Origin of the sequence: Mesorhizobium sp. M2A.F.Ca.ET.043.02.1.1 (assembly GCF_003952405.1) — a bacterium.
Taxonomy (GTDB): Bacteria; Pseudomonadota; Alphaproteobacteria; order Rhizobiales; family Rhizobiaceae; genus Mesorhizobium.
In genome coordinates this window covers 3,205,873-3,223,249 of sequence record NZ_CP034445.1, presented here as the reverse complement: position 1 = coordinate 3,223,249, position 17,377 = coordinate 3,205,873, and the positions used below count along the sequence as shown (strand labels likewise).

The window sequence follows — 17,377 nt, the reverse complement described above, 5'->3', positions numbered from 1 at the left end:
GCCTGTCGAAATCGGTCGATGCCGCACGACATAGGTCGGCACGCAACGACGCGGCCTTCAAGAAACGGGAGAAGACCATGCGATACATGCTTTTGATCTACAATGACGAAGCCGCGATGGCGAATGCTCCAAAGGAGCAGACCCACCAGGTGCTCGCGGCCTATGGCGCCTACACCGAAGCGCTGAAGAAATCCGGGGCGTATATCGCCGGCGAGCGGCTGCGCCCGACCCAGGCGGCCACCTCGGTGCGGCTCACCGGCGGCAAGACCAATGTGCTCGACGGCCCCTATGCCGACACCAAGGAGCAATTGGCCGGCTTCTACATGATCGAGGCGGCCGACATCGACACGGCCATCGAATGGGGCGCGCGCTGTCCCGCGTCCGCCACCGGCACGGTCGAGGTGCGGCCGATCTGGGAAATGGCAGAGTACGTCGCCGCCGCGGAGTGAGCCGCGATGGATGATCGCTCGGAGATCGCGCGGGCGGCGGCGGAAGCGGCCGCCCGGAGCAGCTACGGCAAGCTGGTCGCCTGGCTGGCGGCGCGCACGCGCGACGTCGCCGGCGCCGAGGACGCGCTGGCCGATGCCTTCGCCGCCGCGCTGGAGCGCTGGCCTCGAACCGGCGTGCCGGCGCAGCCGGAAGCCTGGCTGCTCGCGGTGGCGCGCCGGCGCGACGTCGACGCCGTGCGGCGGCGGCTGACCGGCGAGGCGGCGCGCGATCATCTGCAGCTGATTGCCGAGGAGATGGAGGCGCGCATGAGCGGCGAGGAGCTGCCCGACGACCGGCTGCGGCTGATGTTCGCCTGCGCCCATCCGGCGATCGAGGCCAGCGTGCGCGCGCCGCTGATCCTGCAGACGATCCTCGGCTTCGACGCCGCGACCATCGCCTCTGCCTTCCTGGTCTCGCCGGCGACGATGGGGCAGCGGCTGGTGCGGGCCAAGGCGCGCATCCGCGAGACCGGGATTCCTTTTCGCGTGCCGGAGAAGGCGGAGCTCGGCGAGCGGCTGGGCGCCGTGCTGGAAGCGATCTACGCCACCTTCGCCGAAGGCTGGTCGGATCCGACCGGCACCGACAGCCGCCGGCGCAACCTCGCCGGCGAAGGAATCTGGCTTGGACGGCTGGTCGCCTCGCTGATGCCGGACGAGCCGGAGGCGCTGGGACTGCTGGCGCTGATGCTGTTCGCCGAGGCGCGCCGCTCGGCACGGCGCGGCCCGGATGGAGACTTCGTGCCTTTGGCCGAACAGGATATCGCGCTCTGGGACGACAGCCTGATCGACGAGGCGGAGGCCTTGCTGGCGGGCGCCGCGCAAAGGGGCATCATCGGCCGCTACCAGCTCGAGGCCGCCGTGCAGTCCGCCCACACGGCGCGCCGGCGCGGCAGCGGCACGGACTGGGCGGCGATCCGCCAGCTTTACGACGCGCTGCTTTCCGTAGCCGGTTCACCGGTGGTGGCGATCAACCGCGCGATAGCGATCGCCGAAACCGAGGGTGCAACAGCCGGGCTGGCGGCGCTCTATGTGCTGGGCGACGACAAGCGGCTGCAGGACTACCAGCCCTATTGGGCCGCGCGCGCCGGGCTGCTGGCCAGGCTTGGCAATACGAAGCAGGCGGCGCAGGCCTACGACCAGGCGATCGGCCTCGAGCGCGACCCGGCGCTGCGGCGTTTCCTCCAGGGCGAGAAGGCGAAGCTTGTGGGGGGTTAATGTCGGTTTGATCGGTGAGCAGGAGTCATCACCCTTTCCGGGGGATCGGCGCAAACGCTGGGGATTGGCGGAAGCCTCTCAACTTCGTCATCCCTGGGCGAAGCAGCCGCGAAGCGGCGTCGCGGAGACCCTGGGATCTATGCCGTGACCTCGATCGTAGGATGCAGCGGAGCAGAATTCTGCACCGATGCGGCGCGTCGAAGTCACGGAATGGATCCTCGGGTCTGCGCGCGTCGCTTCGCTCCTTGCTCCGCCCGTGGATGACGAAGTTGGAAGGCTTCAGGCAATCTCCAAGGCATGCGGTCTGCCGAGCCGGCCATGCCAAGTGCGCCTCGACGACGAAGCCGCCGCTGCCGGCGCGCGTACAGACGCCACAGCATGATCCTCGGGTCGGTCAAGCCCGATGATGACGAAGGGCGCCCTACGCCCCCAGCCCGTCGAACAGGATGGTCGAGAGATAGCGCTCGGCGAAGGAGGGGATGACGACGACGAGGTTCTTGCCCTTGTTGTCCGGCCGCGAGCCGACGACGATGGCCGCCTGCAACGCCGCGCCCGACGAGATGCCGACCGGCACGCCTTCGAGGCGCGCGACCAGGCGTGCATTGGCGACCGAATCCTCGTTCGACACCCTGACGATCTCGTCATAGACGGACGTATCCAGGATCTTCGGCGCGAAGCCCGCGCCGATGCCCTGGATCTTGTGCGGGCCGGGCTGGCCGCCGGACAGAACCGGGGAGGCCTCCGGCTCGACCGCCACGATATGCACCGAGGGCTTGCGCTTCTTCAGCACCTGGCCGACGCCCGTGATGGTGCCGCCGGTGCCGATGCCGGCGACGAAGATATCGACCTCGCCATTGGTGTCGTTCCAGATCTCCTCGGCCGTGGTGCGGCGGTGGATCTCGGGATTGGCCGGGTTCTCGAATTGCTGCGGGATGATGGCGTTGGGCAGCGTGGCGGCGAGCTCGTCGGCCTTGGCGATGGCGCCCTTCATGCCTTTCGGCCCCTCGGTCAGCACCAGCTCGGCGCCGAGCAGCGCCAGCATCTTGCGGCGCTCGACCGACATCGTCTCCGGCATGGTGAGGATCAGCTTGTAGCCCTTGGCGGCGGCGGCGAAGGCGAGCGCGATGCCGGTGTTGCCGGAGGTCGGCTCGATCAGCGTGGTCTTGCCGGGCGCAATCTTGCCGGCTTCCTCCAGCGCCTCGATCATGGCGACGCCGATGCGGTCCTTGACCGAAGCGATCGGGTTGAAGAATTCGAGCTTGGCCATCAGGTTGGCGACGATGCCCTTCTCCCTGGCGAACTTGTCCAGCCTGACCAGCGGCGTGTCGCCAATCGTCTCCGTGATCGAATTGAAGACGCGGCCGCGGCCGGGCACGCGCGCGGAGGTGACGGGCTTGTTCATTTGGTTCGCTCCCAGGGCAATGGCATAGGCAAAACAGAATAGGGCTTTCAGCCGCGCAAGATAGGCCGGCCACCGAAAATATCCGAGTGGGGCGGTTGCTGAAAAGCGCGCCGCAGCGGAAATGCATTTTCCGCTGCAGTGGGTTTCAGGAATGGTTTGGCTGAAATCGGAACGGTCACGCACCAAGGCGTGTTGAGAATTCAGGTCAGGCCGAGCCGAGAAGGGCGGGGTCCGAGAACCGGAGCGGAGCGTACTTGAAGTACGTGAGCACCGGAAGCGCAGGAAGTCGTCCTTCGCAGGCCGGCCTCACCTGAATATCAATGCACCTTATTGGCGGGCCGCGATGGCGGCCGCCGCGCCCATCATGAAGCCGGCGGCGGTGCGGTTGAGCACCTTCAACGCGCGTGGCGATTTCAGGAACCAGCGCGCCTTGGCGGCCAGCGCCAGATAAGGCACCAGCACCACGAACAGCACGACCACGGTGAGCATCGCCAAAATGGCGTAGTTGGCGAGCGTGATCGTCTTCAGATCGACGATGGTCGGCGTGATGGCGAGATAGAAGATCATCGTCTTGGGATTGCCCAGCGTCACCGTCAGCCCGGCGATGAAGCTCGACAGCAGCCCGCCCCGGGCCTTGTGCGCCTCGACGGTCTCGGGCGTGATACCGCTGGTCCAGAAGCGCCAGGCAAGGAAGGCGAGATAGGCGACGCCGGCCCATTTGATAGCGAGGAAGACCATGCCGAAGGTCTGGGCGACGAAGGCCAGCCCAAGCACGACGGCGGTGAGATAGGTTAGGTCGCCGAGCATCAGGCCGAACGACATGGCAAGCGAGGAGCGGAAGCCGGAGCCGAGCGCGCGGGCGACCAGCGCCGTGACGCCGGGGCCCGGAATGGCGGCGGCGACGCCGAGGGCTGCGCTGTAAGCGAGGAATCCGGTGAGTGTCATGGTTGCGGTCCCGAGATAGGGACGCACTTGTCGCACGAAACGGATCGGGAATGAATTCGCTATGGGGCAGATTCGTTTGCGCCAGCCCCCTCATCCGGCCGCTTCGCGGCCACCTTCTCCCCGAGGAGAGAAGAGGTTGGCGCCGACGCTCGCCTGCTCCTCTCCCCTTGGGGAGAGGTCGGATTGCCCCGAATTGCCCTTCGCAATTCGGTTGGCAATCCGGGTGAGGGGGCCCCTCGACGCACGGTCGAACGCCCGACCACCGCTTACCCGCCATACGTCACACGCCAGATCGTACCGTTGCCGTCCTCGGTGAGGATCAGCGCGCCGTCCTTGGCGACAGCGACGCCGACCGGCCGGCCCCAGACCGCGTCGTCGGATATGACGAAGCCGGTGGCGAAGTCGTCATATTCGCCGGTCGGCTTGCCGTCCTGGAACCGTAGCCGCACCACCTTGTAGCCGGTGCGAACATTGCGGTTCCACGAGCCGTGCAGGGTGACGAAGGCGTCGCCCCTATATTCAGCAGGAAAACCGTCAGCCGGGAAGTTGCCGCCACTATAGAAGGCGATGTTGAGCGGCGCCGAATGCGCCTGGATCAGCACGTCGGGCAGCGTGACCTTGCCAGCGAGGTCTGGGCGCGCGCCCTTGTGGCGCGGGTCCTCGTTGTCGCCGATGTAATACCAGGGCCAGCCATAGAACGCGCCATCCTTCACCGCGGTCGCGTATTCGAAGGGGACATTGTCGCCAAGCTCGTCGCGCTCGTTGACGACGCACCAGAGCGCGCCTGTCGCCGGCTGCACGGTCATGCCGGAGCAGTTGCGCAGGCCGGTGGCGACGGTCCTGCGGTTGCTGCCATCGGGGTCGAAGGCGAGCACATCGGCGCGGCCTTCCTCCGGGCCCCAGGCCTCGCCCAGCGGCTGCGATTTCGCCCACGCCTCGACACCACCCTTCGGCTTCGCTCCCATATCCTCGGCGATGTTGGAGCCGGAGCCGACCGACAGATAGAGCGTCTTGCCGTCGGGCGCGAAGGCGATGTCACGCGTCCAGTGGTGGCTGGCGGGAACCTTGGCGACAATAGTTTCCGGCTCACCGGACGCTTCGAGGTCGCCGTCGCGATAGGGAAAGCGCACGACGCTGTCGCTGTTGGCCACATAGACCCATTGCGGCTTGTCGCCCGGCGGATAGAAGGCGATGCCGTAGGGTCGCGTCAGGCCCTTGGCGAAGATCGAGGTCTCGGCGGGCTTCGCGCTGCCCTCAGCCAGGCGATAGACGCGGACCTGGTTTGCCCGGCTGTCGGCGACGAAGAGGTCGCCGTTCGGCGCCACGCGGACCGCGCGTGGACTGTCGATACCCGATGCGACCAGCTCGGCGGAAAAGCCCGGCGGAAGCTGTGGCTTCGCGCCCTCCGGGCGATCGGTGACGCCGCCGCCATTGGCGGCGGACTCCGCCACATTCGGTTTCGGCTGATCCTGCGGCTTCAGCAGCCGGCGCACGCCCGGACGGTCGGCCTTCCAGTCGCCGAAGGCCTTTTCGCCGCTGAGCAAGGGGGCCTGCTGCGCAAAGGCACCGGTGGCGAGAATCAAGGCAATGCCCGCAAGGCCGGCGATCCGTATCATGCTGTTCTTCGTCGTCTGCCATGCGCCTCGCTCGGTCAGGCGCTCCGAGCAGGACATATTGGGCAAACGACCGAAAAGAGAAGCTTGCGCACGCGGATTTGACGGAGCGCCGGAGCTTAGATCTCTTCGGTATCCAGGTCGTCGTCGAGGCGCTTTTCCAGCTCGACGAGATCGGCCGGCAAGGGCAGGCCCATGGCGCGGAGCTCCCGCAATTTCTCGCGCAGCTGCTCCTGGATCTCGTGGTCGTCCTCGGGCTGGTTGATCATTTCCTGAAGCAGGAGGTCGATCTGGGCCTTGATTGATTCCAGAGCCATTTTTTCCTCCGCAGCGACTTTAGGTGTGTCGAGATTCCGGTCAGGCCGACATCACCTGAATATCGATACACCTAACGCAGCATGCGCGAAATCAGTTGTGCGGTATAATCGACCATCGGCACGATGCGGGCGTAATTCAGCCGCGTCGGACCGATGACGCCAAGCGCGCCGATGACGCGGGCATCCTTGTCGCGATAGGGGGCGACGACCAGCGACGAGCCGGACAGCGAAAACAGCTTGTTCTCCGAGCCGATGAAGATGCGCACGCCCGGCCCTTCCTCGGCTAGGTCGAGCAGCTGCAGCAGCCCGTCCTGCGTCTCCAGATCCTCGAACAGATGGCGCAGCAGTTCGAGATCGGCCTGGGCGGTGACATTTTCCAGCAGGTTGGCACGGCCGCGCACGATGAGACGCGCCGGCAGGCCGCTTTCGGCGCCGGCCCAGACCGCCAGCCCCTTCTCGACAAGATCCTGCGACAGCGTGTCGAGAGCGGATTTGGTCTCATCCTTGATGCGGGCGATCTCGGCGCGCGCCTCGGCAAGCGTGCGGCCCCGGATATGGGCGTTGAGGAAATTGGACGCCTCGTGCAGTTGCGACACGGTGGTGCCGACGGGCAGGTCGACGACGCGGTTCTCGACATCGCCGTTCTGCGACACCAGCACGGCCAGCGCCTTGGTCGGCTCGAGCTGGATGAATTCGATGTGCTTCAGCGCCACCTCGTTCTTGGAGGCGAGCACGAGGCCGGCGCCGCGCGACATGCCGGACAGCATCTGGCTGGCCTCGGTCAGCATATGCTCCAGCGTTGCGCCGGAGCCCGAGGCGCGCACCTGCGCCTCGATGATGCGGCGCTCGTCGTCTGAAAGGTCGCCGAGCTCCATGAAGGCGTCGACAAAGAAGCGCAGGCCCGTCTGGGTCGGGAGCCGCCCGGCGGAAACATGCGGCGCATAGATCAGGCCGAGATGCTCGAGGTCGCTCATCACGTTGCGGATGGTGGCCGGCGACAGCGAGGAGGGCAGGATGCGCGACAGGCTGCGCGAGCCGACCGGCTCGCCGTCGCGCAGATAGGAATCGACAATCCGCCGGAAAATATCGCGCGAGCGCATGTCGAGTGACTGAAGTACCGGCGACTGAAGCCCGGGTGACTGCGACGTCGGATCGACTGGTCTGTTCATTCCGGCGAGAAACCTCCTACCGGAAAGATATAGACTCCCGGTCGGCTCGCGCAACCCGCCCTGGCTCGCGCCCCCTTTTCCTTTGCGCGAGAGACTGCATGCGTCTACAAGCCGCCAACGAATCCGGGAAAGAACAGAAAGAGCCTCGATGCGCCCCTCCAAACGCCAAGCCGACGAAATGCGCGCCATCTCCTTCGAGCGCGGCGTGTCCAAGCATGCCGAAGGCTCGTGCCTGGTGAAGTTCGGCGACACGCATGTCCTGTGCACCGCGAGCCTCGAGGAAAAAGTGCCGGCCTGGATGCGCAATTCCGGCAAGGGCTGGGTGACGGCCGAATACGGCATGCTGCCGCGCTCGACCGGTGAGCGCATGCGGCGCGAGGCCTCCGCCGGCAAGCAGGGCGGCCGCACGCTGGAGATCCAGCGGCTGATCGGCCGGAGCTTGCGCGCCGTGGTCGACCTGCAGGCGCTGGGCGAACAGCAGATCACCGTCGACTGCGACGTGATCCAGGCCGATGGCGGCACCCGCACCGCCTCGATCACCGGCGGCTGGGTGGCGCTCTACGACTGCCTGCGCTGGATGGAAGCGCGCCAGATGGTCAGCGTCGCCAAGGTGCTCAAGGACCATGTCGCGGCGATCTCCTGCGGCATCCATGACGGCCAGCCGGTCATCGACCTCGATTATCTCGAGGATTCCTCAGCCGGCACCGACGCCAATTTCGTCATGACCGGCAAGGGCGGCATCGTCGAGATCCAGGGCACGGCCGAAGGCGAGCCTTTCTCCGAGGAGCAGTTCGCGGCGCTGATGGGACTGGCCAAGAAGGGCATTTCGCGGCTGGTGAGCCTGCAGCAGATGGCGGTGGCGTAGGGTTTCCAATGCCGAGCCTAGGCCCCCCTCTCTGGCCTGCCGGCCATCTCCCCCTCAAGGGGGGAGATTGGATTTCGCCGCGGCTTTCGCCAATCACCGGCGTTGCAGAATGGGTGCCTACGACAAAGCTGCCAATCTCCCCCCTTGAGGGGGAGATGCCCGGCAGGGCAGAGAGGGGGGCCTCGTGATACCCTCTGCAATTTTGGAATCAGCTCTCTACGTCACCAATTTGGCTGCCGCCGAAACCTTCTACCGCGACATCATCGGCCTCGAGCCACTGGGCAAGGTCGAGGGGCGCCATGTCTTCTTCCGTTGCGGTGACGGCGTATTGCTTCTCTTCAACGCCGAGGCGACCAAAATCCCTCCGGCGCCTGACGCCCGGCTGAAAGTGCCGCCGCATGGCACGGCCGGCGAGGGGCATCTCTGCTTTGCGGCTACGGCCGAAGAGATCGCCGCATGGCGCAAGCATCTCGCCGCGAACAACATCGCCATCGAAAGCGACTTCGAATGGCCGCAAGGCGGGCACTCGATCTATATCCGCGACCCTTCGGGCAATTCGATCGAGTTCGCCGAGCCTAGAATCTGGGGTTTCTGATGCATTCTTTGAATGGAAAGAAGATCGTCGTCGCCAGCCACAATGCTGGCAAGCTGCGCGAATTTGCCGACCTGATGGCGCCGTTCGGCTTCGAGGCGAAGTCGGCCAAGGCATACGGCCTGCCCGAGCCGGACGAGACCGGCACCACCTTCGAGGAAAACGCCTACATCAAGGCATATGCCGCGGCCAAGGCGACCGGCCTGCCCGCGCTGTCGGACGACTCGGGGCTGTGCGTCGACGCTCTCGGCGGCGCACCAGGCGTCTACACCGCCAACTGGGCCGAGAAGCCGGATGGCACCCGCGATTTCGGCATGGCCATGCAGAAGACGGAGACCGCGCTGCAGGAGGCCGGCGCGACCAAGCCCTCACAGCGCACCGGCCGCTTCGTCGCCGTCATCTGCCTCGCCTTCCCGGACGGCGAGGCTGAATATTACCGGGGCGAGGCCGAGGGCACGCTGGTATGGCCGCCGCGCGGCACGCTCGGCTTCGGCTACGATCCGGTGTTTCTGCCCAACGGTTTCGACAAGACTTTTGGCGAGATGAGCGCGGAAGAAAAGCATGGCTGGAAGCCCGGCCAGGCGACGGCGCTTTCGCACCGCGCCCGCGCCTTCCAGAAATTCGCCGAAGCGCGACTGGATTTGGCCAGGTTGGATCTGGCGCGATCAGGACCCGCATGAGCGCAGTGACCATACCGCTCGACCGCAGCCCCGGCTTCGGCGTCTACATCCACTGGCCGTTCTGCGCGGCCAAGTGCCCTTACTGCGACTTCAACAGCCATGTCCGCCACCAGCCGGTCGACCAGGAGCGCTTTGCGCGCGCCTTCGAGACGGAGCTTGCGACCATGCGCGCCCGCACCGGGCCGCGCGAGGTGACCAGCATCTTCCTCGGCGGCGGCACGCCGTCGCTGATGAAGCCGGAAACGGTGGGCGCGGTGCTGGAGGCGGTGGCGAAGAACTGGACGGTGCCTGACGGCATCGAGGTGACGCTGGAGGCCAACCCGTCCTCGGTCGAGGCCGAGCGCTTTCGCGGCTATCGCGCCGCGGGCGTCAACCGCGTCTCGCTCGGCGTGCAGGCGCTGAACGACAAGGACCTGCGCTTCCTCGGCCGGCTGCACAACGTCGAGGAGGCACTGCACGCCATCGGGCTGGCGCGGGACATATTTCCCCGTCTCTCCTTCGACCTGATCTATGCCCGGCCCGGCCAGACGCCGGAGGCGTGGGGCGCGGAGCTGGAGCAGGCGATCGGCTATGCAGTCGACCATCTGTCGCTCTATCAGCTGACCATCGAGGAGGGCACACCCTTCCATGCGCTCTACGCGGCAAAGAAATTCACGCTGCCTGACAACGACCATGCCGCCGACCTCTACGCGCTGACGCAGGAGGTGACGGCGGGGCATGGGCTGCCGGCCTATGAGATTTCCAACCACGCCCGGCCGGGCGCCGAAAGCCGGCACAACCTCACCTATTGGCGCTATGGCGAATATGTCGGCGTCGGCCCGGGCGCGCATGGCCGCTTCGTCGAGAACGGCCGCCGCACGGTGACTATAGCGGAAAGGATGCCGGAGACCTGGGTCAATCTGGTCGAGGCCAAGGGTCACGGCGTCACCGGCGGCGAGATCCTGACCCGCGCGGAAGAGGCCGACGAGTTCCTGCTGATGGGCTTGCGGCTCGCCGAAGGCATCGACCTGCAGCGCTACGAGGCGCTCTCGGGGCGCGGCCTTTCCAGCGCGCGGCTCTCGGTGCTGCAGGAGGAAGGGCTGGTGGCGCCGGTCGGCAATGCAAGGCTGCGCGCCACGACCGCCGGCATGATCGTGCTCGATGCGGTGGTGGCGGATCTGGCGCGGTAAAGCAGCGCGTTCGTCATTCTCGGGCTTGACCCTGGGCTTGACCCGAGAATCCTGTGTGTTGGTTCTGGTGTATGGTTGAGGTGGGAAGGAGACCGAGTGGATCGTGGTCGTCCTTTCGGACAGGCCGTGGCATGGCCCGGTCCCTTCCCACCGGTGAACCATCAACCTGAACAGTTGCACGGGGCTGTTCGAAGCAGACCCCGCACCACAGGAAGAGGCGTGGACATGATAGCCCAGAACTATGTCGGCTGCGACATCTCCAAGCAGTGGCTCGACTTTTTTGATGAGACAAGCGGCCGTCTTCGGCGCATCGACAACCAGGCCGATGCGATCGCCGCCTATGTGGCAGGCCTTGATCCCAGTCGGGACTTCGTCGTCATGGAGGCGACAGGTGTCCATGACCGGCTGCTGCGCCATGCGCTGGCCAAGGCCGGCGTGCCGTTCTCGCGGCACAACCCGGCGCACACCCACCACTATTCGAAGTCGACGCGCCGGCGCGCCAAGACCGATCCTCTCGATGCCAGGATGCTGAGCGACTATGGCCGTCGCTATAACCCTGAGGCCGAGCCGGCGCCGAGCGAAGAAGTCGAGCGGCTTCAATCGCTTGCCGGCCACCGCGATCATTTGGTCGAGATGCGGGCAGCGCTGAAGAAGCACCTCGCCGAGGCTTTCGAGGAGGCCGTCATTGCCGATCTGGAAGAGACGATCGCCTTCCTCGACACGCGTATCAAGGCGTTCGAGAGCCAGATTGCCGAAGTCATTCGTCAAAACCAGGACACCGCTCGCGACCATGCGCTGATGGTCTCCGTGCCCGGTGTCTCCAATGTCGGCGCGCTCTCTTTGCTGGCGCTCCTGCCCGAGCTCGGCCAGCGCTCACCCAAGGCGATCGCCGCGCTCGCCGGCCTTGCCCCGTTCGACAACAAGAGCGGCAAGCTCAGCCGCAGGAGCCAGATCCAGGGCGGGCGATCACGCGTGCGTCGCGCCCTCTATATGGCTGCCCTCACCGCCATCAGAACCTGTGAGCGCTTCAAGACCTTCTATACCGCACTTGCTGCCCGCTCAGGGTCCAAGAAACTCGCCATCATCGCCGTCGCAAGGAAGCTCCTGGTCGTCCTCAACGCCATCATGCGCGACAAAACCGCATTCGCGTGAACACAGTTGCCATGCCGTGACCTATGCGAAGAGTGTTGCGGTCCAGAATTCTGCACCGTTAGTGGCACTTCGATGTAACGGCATGGATTGCAGGGTCTGTGCGCATCGCTTCGCTCCTCGCTCCGCCCTGGAATGAAGAAGCGAGAGAGGTCTTCGCCACTCGCGAAGGTCGGGGACGCTCTTAAGCGTCGTGCTTCTGGCGGTGCTTGCCGCGGTGCTTCTCGCCATGCGCGTCATCGGGGCGGGCCTGCTTCTGCTCGCTCTTGTCGCGGCGGACGCCGCTCTGGGCGGCGATGGGGTGTGAAGGGATGCCCTCGCGGGCGGTCTTGCTTTCAAGTCGGCTGATGAAGATGTCGAAGCGATTGGGCATCGTTCGGTCCTGCCTCCTCCCGGGGAATCAGGGGTTAAATTCGCCGCTGTGGGTTTCGTTCCGCACTGTGGCAAAGGCATGGCGATTTCGTAACCCGACCTCACGTTTTGCAACAGGCCGTCAGCCATGCCAAACAGGGTGAACGGAGGGTTATCCTTGACCGGCGACAGAAGCAGCTACCTGATCGGACAGACCGAGATCGCGGCGCGGGCGCTCCAGCCGGCGCTCTATCTGGTGGCGACGCCGATCGGCAATCTGGCTGATATCACGCTGCGCGCGCTGGAGACGCTGGCCGCAGCCGACATCGTCGCCTGCGAGGACACGCGCGTCTCGCGCGTGCTGCTCGAACGCTACGGCATCCGCCGCCGCACCACCGCCTATCACGAGCACAATGCGCAAGAGGCCGGGCCGAAGCTGATCGAGGCGCTGGCGGCCGGGCAGAGCGTGGCGCTGATCTCCGACGCCGGCACGCCCTTGGTTTCCGATCCCGGTTACCGGCTAGTCGGCGAGGCGCTGGAGCAGGGCATCCGCGTCGTGCCGATTCCTGGACCGTCGGCAGCGCTTGCGGCGCTGACGGCTTCCGGCCTGCCATCCGATGCTTTCCTGTTCGCCGGCTTCCTGCCGGTGAAGGCAGGGCAACGAGTGACCAAGCTCGAAACCTTCAAGGCGGTGCCGGCGACGCTGATCTTCTTCGAATCGCCCAGACGGCTGGCCGAGACGCTTGCCGCCATGGTCGAGGCACTGGGGGGCACGCGGAAGGCCGCGATCGGGCGCGAGCTGACCAAGGCTTTCGAGGAGATGCGCACCGGCACGCTGACCGAGCTGGCCGGCCACTATGCCGCCGCCGATACGCCGAAGGGCGAGATCGTCATTTGCGTCGGCCCGCCCGAAGCAGCGGAAGAGCAGCCGGCGGATATCGACCGGCTCCTGTTGTCGCTGGCGGCCGAAATGCCGGCTTCGAAGGCGGCATCGGAAGCGGCGAAGATGACCGGCGTCCAGAAACAGGCGCTCTACCGGCGGCTCTTGGAACTCAAGGACGGACCATGATCCCAAAAAGTGGAAGCCGGTTTTGGATAGGATCATGGTCGAGCAAAAAGGAGCCGACGGTGGCTGAGCGCACGGTCGGCCATCGCCGCAAGGCCTATCGGCGCGGTCATCGCGGCGAATGGCTGGCGGCGCTGGCGCTGATGCTGAAAGGCTACCGCATCCTTGCCCGCCGCCATCGCACAAGGCTCGGCGAGATCGACCTGATCGCGCGGCGCGGCGATCTCGTGCTGTTCGTCGAGGTCAAGGCGCGCCGCACGCTGATCGAGGCGATGGAAGCGATCGGCCATGAATCGGAGCGCCGCATCGAGGGCGCCGCAGATCTGTGGCTGTCGCGGCAGCCGGATTACGGGCGGCTTTCGATGCGTTTCGACATGGTGGCCGTGCTGCCCTGGCGTTGGCCGGTGCATGTCGAGAACGCGTTTTATGGGAGGAATTGAGCGGGCTTATCCCGCTATAATGGGTAGACAATCGCATATGGCAGCGCTGGCCCCCTCATCCGGCCGCTTCGCGGCCACCTTCTCCGCCGACGCCGACAGTCTCCTCTCCCCTCGGGGAGAGGTCAGCGGAGGCTGGGTGAGGGGGAGCGCGGTGTGTGGTTGCCATATCCTGCGGGCGGGTTCTCACCCCCAAACCATCAGCGCCGCCAGCCCCGCTACCCCGACCGCAAGCCGCCACCAGCCGAACAGCGCGTAGCCTTTGCGCGAGACGTAATCGAGCAGGAAGCGGACGACGATCAGCGCGGCGACGAAGGCGGCGATGAAGCCGACGGAAATGATCGGCAGGTCGGCCGAAGTCAGCACGTTGCGGTTCTTGAAGAGGTCGAAGGCGAAGGCGCCGACCATGGTAGGCATGGCGAGGAAGAAGGAGAATTCCGCCGCCGCGCGCTTGTCGACGCCCATCAGCAGCGCGCCGACGATGGTCGAGCCGGAACGCGAGGTGCCCGGGATCAGCGACAGGCACTGGAACAGGCCGATCTTGAGATAGACGCTCAACGGGAAGCGCTCGACGTCGTGATGCACCGGCTTGAAGTTGATGCGGTCGACGACGAGCAGCACCACGCCGCCAATGATCAGCATGCTGCAGATCAGTTTTGGCGATTCGAACAGATAGTTTTTGATGAAGTCGTGACCTACGGCGCCGATGACCGCGGCCGGCAGGAAGGCGATCAGGATGCCGATGACGAAATGCCTAGTCTGCGGGTCGCTGGGCAGCTTGATCAGCATCTGCCAGAGCTTGCCGAAATAGACACTCAAAATGGCCAGGATCGCGCCGAGCTGGATCAGGATCTCGAAGGCCTTGCCGGTGGAGTGGAAGCCAAGGAAATGGCCGGCAAGCAGGATGTGGCCGGTCGAGGACACCGGGATGAACTCGGTCAGGCCCTCCAAAAGCCCAAGCAACAGCGCTTCGACGATGGTCTGGCTTTCCATGGCAACCTCAGGATTTCGGGGATAGCTGGGACAACGGCTTGCTTGTCACGGCGCGGAAGTCCCCCTATAGGTCGCAACACCGTGACGGCCGCATGATGGGCCGCCAAGACTTACCGGCGCTGACACCGATTCGCCAGTGCGCCCTATCATCGCGGAACCATGCTGACGCTTTTCCATCATCCCATGTTCGCCACCTGCCGGTTCGTCCGCCTCGCCTTTGGCGAGTATGGCGAGGAGCTGGCGCTGATCGAGGAAAAGCCGTGGACGCGGCGCAAGGAGTTCCTGGCGCTGAACCCGGCCGGTACGCTGCCGATCCTGCTGGCCGAAGGCGACGTGCCGATCGTCGGCGCCATGGTGATCGCCGAATATCTCGACGAGACGCGCGGCGTGCTCAAGCGCGACAAAAGGCTGTTCGCCGAGGATCCGATGCAGCGCGCCGAAATCCGCCGGCTGACCGACTGGTATCTGGCGAAGGCCGAAAGCGAGGTCACCCGCCACCTGGTGCGCGAGCGCGTGCTGAAGCCGGTGATGCCGGAAACCGCCGGCGGCGGCTCGCCCGATTCGGCGGCGATCCGGGCGGCGCGCGCCAACATCCGCCAGCACATGAAATACACCAATTGGCTGGCCGGCACGCGCCATTGGCTGGCCGGCAACAAGGTGACCTATGCCGACCTCGCCGCGGCGGCGACGCTTTCGGTGCTCGATTATCTCGGCGAGATCGACTGGCGCGAACACAGCGCCGCGCGCGAATGGTACACGCGGGTGAAATCGCGGCCGTCGTTCCGGCCGCTGCTCTCCGACCGGGTGCGCGGCCTGTCGCCGGTGTCGCATTATGCGGACCTCGACTTCTGAAACCTTGCGCGCGCTGATCGAGGCGGAGGCGCGCCGCGCCGGCTTCGAGGCGGTCGCCGTGACACGTCCGGACGCGATCCCGCTGGCGCCCGCACGCTTGGCCGAATTCGTCGCCGACGGTTTTCACGGCTCGATGGGGTGGATCGCCGAGACGCTTGAGCGCCGGGCTGAGCCCTCGACGCTGTGGCCGGAGGTGCGCTCTATCGTCGTGCTGGCGATGAATTACGGCCCCGACCAGGATCCACGTGACATCCTCGCAAGACCCGACCGCGGCGCGATCTCGGTCTATGCGCAAAACCGCGACTATCATGACGTGATGAAGGGCCGGCTGAAGGAGATCGCCGGCAAGATCGTGGCCAAGGCGGGCGGCGACGTAAAGGTGTTCGTCGACACGGCGCCGGTGATGGAAAAGCCGCTGGCGGAAGCCGCAGGGCTCGGCTGGCAGGGCAAGCACACGAACCTGGTCAGCCGCGCGCATGGCTCCTGGCTGTTCCTCGGCACGATCTTCACCGCGGCCGAGCTGGAGCCGGACAAGCCCGAGATCGACCATTGCGGCTCCTGCCGCGCCTGCCTCGACGCCTGCCCGACCGATGCGTTTCCGGCGCCCTACCGGCTCGATGCGCGGCGCTGCATCTCCTACCTGACCATCGAGAACAAGGGGCCGATCCCGCGCGAATTCCGCGACAAGATCGGCAACCGCATCTATGGCTGCGACGACTGCCTGGCCGCCTGCCCGTGGAACAAATTCGCCCGCGCGGCCTCGGAGGCGAAGCTTGCCGCACGCGAGGATTTGCGCGAGCCGAAGCTCTCGGACCTGCTCGCGCTCGATGACGAGGCGTTCCGCGCCTTCTTCTCTGGCTCACCGATCAAGCGCATCGGCCGCGACCGTTTTGTGCGCAACGTGCTGATCGCCGCCGGCAATTCGGGCGACCCGTTGCTGGCGCCCATTGTGCGTGGCCTGCTCGGCGACGCCTCGCCGCTGGTGCGGGGTGCGGCAATCTGGGGCCTGTCGCGACTGCTCCCCGACCGCGAATTTGGCGAGCTTGCCGCCATGGCTTCGAGGACCGAGACCGATGCGGCGGTTCGCGAAGAATGGCTGGCGGGCTTGGCATCCGTAGAGGTTCATCGATGAGCGAAAGACGCTTCTTTATCTTTGGCGCCGGCTATTCCGGCAAGGCTTTCGCGCGGGCCAACGCCCAGCACGCGCCGATCTCCGGCACGACCCGGGCGCCGGAAAAGTTCGAGGCGCTGCGATCGGCCGGCATCGAGCCGCTGCAATTCGACGGCGCGCTGTCGCCCGAGCTCGGCGAGGCGCTTGCCAGGACCACGCATCTCATCGTCTCGGTCGCCCCCGACGAGGCCGGCGATCCGGTGCTGAAGGCCGCCGGCGATGCGCTGCGGGAAAAGATGCCGGCGCTGGAATGGATCGGCTATCTGTCGACCGTGGGCGTCTATGGCGACCATGGCGGCGCCTGGGTGGACGAGACCAGCGACTGCCGGCCGGTGTCGAAGCGTTCGGTGATGCGGGTGGCGGCCGAACAGGAGTGGCTGGCGCTTGGCCGCGAGATCGGCAAGCCGGCGGCCGTGCTGCGGCTTTCCGGAATCTACGGGCCCGGCCGCAACGCGCTGGCCAATCTCGAGGAGGTCACGGCGCGGCGGCTGGTCAAGCCGGGGCAGGTGTTCAACCGCATACATTGCGACGACATTGCCGGCGCGCTCTGGCACCTCGCCGGCGGCAACCTCGGCGGCATCTTCAATGTCACCGACGACGAGCCGGCGCCGCCGCAGGATGTCGTGGCCTACGCCGCCGGGCTGATGGGCGTCGAGCCGCCGCCGGAAATTCCCTTCGAGACCGCCCAACTTTCGCCCATGGCGCGTTCTTTCTATGGCGAGAACAAGCGGGTCGCCAACAAGGCGATCAAGGCGGCCGGCTATCGCTTCCGATTCCCGAACTACCGGGTGGCGCTGGAGCGGATGTGGGCCGAGGGCAACTGGCGGGACGGAGCGCCGCGCAGCCCGATGAGGCGCTGAAGATCGATGCGGGACGCGCGGCGTGGTATGATTCGTTCCTGAC

General features: G+C 66.0%; 19 protein-coding genes. 12 read left to right on the top strand and 7 right to left on the bottom strand.

The annotated features are described in order from the left end of the window. The first annotated feature begins 77 nt into the window (after positions 1-77). Positions 78-449: a YciI family protein gene (locus EJ068_RS15310; protein WP_126080298.1), complete on the top strand. Its 372-nt coding sequence runs from the start codon at positions 78-80 to the stop codon at positions 447-449. A gap of 6 nt (positions 450-455) precedes the next feature. Next, the gene (locus EJ068_RS15305) at positions 456-1,703 is read left to right on the top strand and encodes an RNA polymerase sigma factor (RefSeq protein ID WP_127252696.1); all 1,248 of its coding nucleotides are present in this window, start codon (positions 456-458) and stop codon (positions 1,701-1,703) included. 421 nt (positions 1,704-2,124) lie between these two features. On the opposite strand, the gene cysK is transcribed toward EJ068_RS15305, so the two are convergent. From cysK to hrcA, 5 genes are all read right to left on the bottom strand, one after another. Further along, the gene (cysK, locus tag EJ068_RS15300; protein ID WP_127252697.1) at positions 2,125-3,105 is read right to left on the bottom strand and encodes a cysteine synthase A; all 981 of its coding nucleotides are present in this window, start codon (positions 3,103-3,105) and stop codon (positions 2,125-2,127) included. Between the two features lie 327 nt (positions 3,106-3,432). Then, positions 3,433-4,050 (bottom strand): LysE family translocator, encoded by a 618-nt coding sequence (locus tag EJ068_RS15295; protein ID WP_127252698.1) that lies wholly within the window; start codon positions 4,048-4,050, stop codon positions 3,433-3,435. A gap of 266 nt (positions 4,051-4,316) precedes the next feature. After that, positions 4,317-5,666 (bottom strand): sorbosone dehydrogenase family protein, encoded by a 1,350-nt coding sequence (locus tag EJ068_RS15290; protein ID WP_127252699.1) that lies wholly within the window; start codon positions 5,664-5,666, stop codon positions 4,317-4,319. Between the two features lie 116 nt (positions 5,667-5,782). Next, entirely contained in the window at positions 5,783-5,980 is a 198-nt protein-coding gene (locus tag EJ068_RS15285; protein WP_127252700.1) for a hypothetical protein, read from the bottom strand. Between the two features lie 71 nt (positions 5,981-6,051). After that, positions 6,052-7,149: a heat-inducible transcriptional repressor HrcA gene (gene hrcA, locus EJ068_RS15280; RefSeq protein ID WP_126080304.1), complete on the bottom strand. Its 1,098-nt coding sequence runs from the start codon at positions 7,147-7,149 to the stop codon at positions 6,052-6,054. Positions 7,150-7,297: 148 nt separating this feature from the next. Here hrcA and rph point away from each other — a divergent pair, with 148 nt between their 5' ends. The 5 genes from rph to EJ068_RS15250 all read left to right on the top strand — a co-directional run bounded on the left by rph (position 7,298) and on the right by EJ068_RS15250 (position 11,607). Continuing rightward, complete coding sequence (gene rph, locus EJ068_RS15275; RefSeq protein WP_027169620.1) at positions 7,298-8,014, top strand: ribonuclease PH; 717 nt, start codon at positions 7,298-7,300, stop codon at positions 8,012-8,014. Positions 8,015-8,198: 184 nt separating this feature from the next. Further along, positions 8,199-8,609, top strand: a complete 411-nt coding sequence (locus tag EJ068_RS15265; protein ID WP_127252701.1) for a VOC family protein — start codon at positions 8,199-8,201, stop codon at positions 8,607-8,609. After that, the gene (gene rdgB / locus EJ068_RS15260) at positions 8,609-9,286 is read left to right on the top strand and encodes an RdgB/HAM1 family non-canonical purine NTP pyrophosphatase (protein ID WP_127252702.1); all 678 of its coding nucleotides are present in this window, start codon (positions 8,609-8,611) and stop codon (positions 9,284-9,286) included. Before EJ068_RS15265 ends, rdgB begins: the two co-directional genes overlap by 1 nt. After that, entirely contained in the window at positions 9,283-10,455 is a 1,173-nt protein-coding gene (gene hemW / locus EJ068_RS15255; RefSeq protein WP_189342000.1) for a radical SAM family heme chaperone HemW, read from the top strand. Before rdgB ends, hemW begins: the two co-directional genes overlap by 4 nt. 225 nt (positions 10,456-10,680) lie before the next feature. After that, positions 10,681-11,607 carry an IS110 family transposase gene (locus EJ068_RS15250; protein ID WP_129554534.1) on the top strand — a complete coding sequence of 309 codons (927 nt, stop codon included), beginning with the start codon at positions 10,681-10,683 and terminating at the stop codon, positions 11,605-11,607. A 181-nt stretch (positions 11,608-11,788) separates the two neighbouring features. Here the strand turns inward: EJ068_RS15250 and EJ068_RS15245 are convergent, their stop codons facing one another. Next, positions 11,789-11,977 (bottom strand): hypothetical protein, encoded by a 189-nt coding sequence (locus EJ068_RS15245; RefSeq protein WP_127253531.1) that lies wholly within the window; start codon positions 11,975-11,977, stop codon positions 11,789-11,791. A 156-nt stretch (positions 11,978-12,133) separates the two neighbouring features. On the opposite strand from EJ068_RS15245, the gene rsmI reads away from it, so the two are divergent. Further along, positions 12,134-13,024, top strand: a complete 891-nt coding sequence (rsmI, locus tag EJ068_RS15240) for a 16S rRNA (cytidine(1402)-2'-O)-methyltransferase (protein WP_245463428.1) — start codon at positions 12,134-12,136, stop codon at positions 13,022-13,024. Between the two features lie 59 nt (positions 13,025-13,083). Next, positions 13,084-13,461 carry a YraN family protein gene (locus EJ068_RS15235; protein WP_126080309.1) on the top strand — a complete coding sequence of 126 codons (378 nt, stop codon included), beginning with the start codon at positions 13,084-13,086 and terminating at the stop codon, positions 13,459-13,461. 183 nt (positions 13,462-13,644) lie between these two features. Here the strand turns inward: EJ068_RS15235 and EJ068_RS15230 are convergent, their stop codons facing one another. After that, entirely contained in the window at positions 13,645-14,451 is an 807-nt protein-coding gene (locus EJ068_RS15230) for an undecaprenyl-diphosphate phosphatase (protein WP_127253528.1), read from the bottom strand. Between the two features lie 159 nt (positions 14,452-14,610). On the opposite strand from EJ068_RS15230, the gene EJ068_RS15225 reads away from it, so the two are divergent. Genes EJ068_RS15225 through EJ068_RS15215 form a run of 3 tightly spaced genes read left to right on the top strand, consistent with a single transcriptional unit; the run spans position 14,611 to position 17,334 of the window. After that, a complete protein-coding gene (locus tag EJ068_RS15225; RefSeq protein WP_042645260.1) occupies positions 14,611-15,303 on the top strand; it encodes a glutathione S-transferase family protein in 693 nt (230 codons plus the stop codon). Beyond that, positions 15,284-16,435, top strand: a complete 1,152-nt coding sequence (gene queG / locus EJ068_RS15220; RefSeq protein ID WP_127253527.1) for a tRNA epoxyqueuosine(34) reductase QueG — start codon at positions 15,284-15,286, stop codon at positions 16,433-16,435. The genes EJ068_RS15225 and queG overlap by 20 nt, the downstream gene beginning before the upstream one ends. Then, positions 16,432-17,334: an SDR family oxidoreductase gene (locus EJ068_RS15215; RefSeq protein ID WP_127253526.1), complete on the top strand. Its 903-nt coding sequence runs from the start codon at positions 16,432-16,434 to the stop codon at positions 17,332-17,334. Before queG ends, EJ068_RS15215 begins: the two co-directional genes overlap by 4 nt. Positions 17,335-17,377: the final 43 nt, after the last annotated feature.

Coding starts and splice junctions, on each gene's coding strand:
- EJ068_RS15225 (WP_042645260.1), top strand. CDS start 14,611: ATGCTGACGCTTTTCCATCATCCCATGTTCGCCACCTGCCGGTTCGTC.
- EJ068_RS15290 (WP_127252699.1), bottom strand. CDS start 5,666: ATGATACGGATCGCCGGCCTTGCGGGCATTGCCTTGATTCTCGCCACC.
- EJ068_RS15215 (WP_127253526.1), top strand. CDS start 16,432: ATGAGCGAAAGACGCTTCTTTATCTTTGGCGCCGGCTATTCCGGCAAG.
- EJ068_RS15245 (WP_127253531.1), bottom strand. CDS start 11,977: ATGCCCAATCGCTTCGACATCTTCATCAGCCGACTTGAAAGCAAGACC.
- EJ068_RS15230 (WP_127253528.1), bottom strand. CDS start 14,451: ATGGAAAGCCAGACCATCGTCGAAGCGCTGTTGCTTGGGCTTTTGGAG.
- queG (WP_127253527.1), top strand. CDS start 15,284: ATGCGGACCTCGACTTCTGAAACCTTGCGCGCGCTGATCGAGGCGGAG.
- EJ068_RS15285 (WP_127252700.1), bottom strand. CDS start 5,980: ATGGCTCTGGAATCAATCAAGGCCCAGATCGACCTCCTGCTTCAGGAA.
- EJ068_RS15250 (WP_129554534.1), top strand. CDS start 10,681: ATGATAGCCCAGAACTATGTCGGCTGCGACATCTCCAAGCAGTGGCTC.
- rdgB (WP_127252702.1), top strand. CDS start 8,609: ATGCATTCTTTGAATGGAAAGAAGATCGTCGTCGCCAGCCACAATGCT.
- EJ068_RS15295 (WP_127252698.1), bottom strand. CDS start 4,050: ATGACACTCACCGGATTCCTCGCTTACAGCGCAGCCCTCGGCGTCGCC.
- hemW (WP_189342000.1), top strand. CDS start 9,283: ATGAGCGCAGTGACCATACCGCTCGACCGCAGCCCCGGCTTCGGCGTC.
- EJ068_RS15305 (WP_127252696.1), top strand. CDS start 456: ATGGATGATCGCTCGGAGATCGCGCGGGCGGCGGCGGAAGCGGCCGCC.
- rph (WP_027169620.1), top strand. CDS start 7,298: ATGCGCCCCTCCAAACGCCAAGCCGACGAAATGCGCGCCATCTCCTTC.
- EJ068_RS15310 (WP_126080298.1), top strand. CDS start 78: ATGCGATACATGCTTTTGATCTACAATGACGAAGCCGCGATGGCGAAT.
- cysK (WP_127252697.1), bottom strand. CDS start 3,105: ATGAACAAGCCCGTCACCTCCGCGCGCGTGCCCGGCCGCGGCCGCGTC.
- hrcA (WP_126080304.1), bottom strand. CDS start 7,149: ATGAACAGACCAGTCGATCCGACGTCGCAGTCACCCGGGCTTCAGTCG.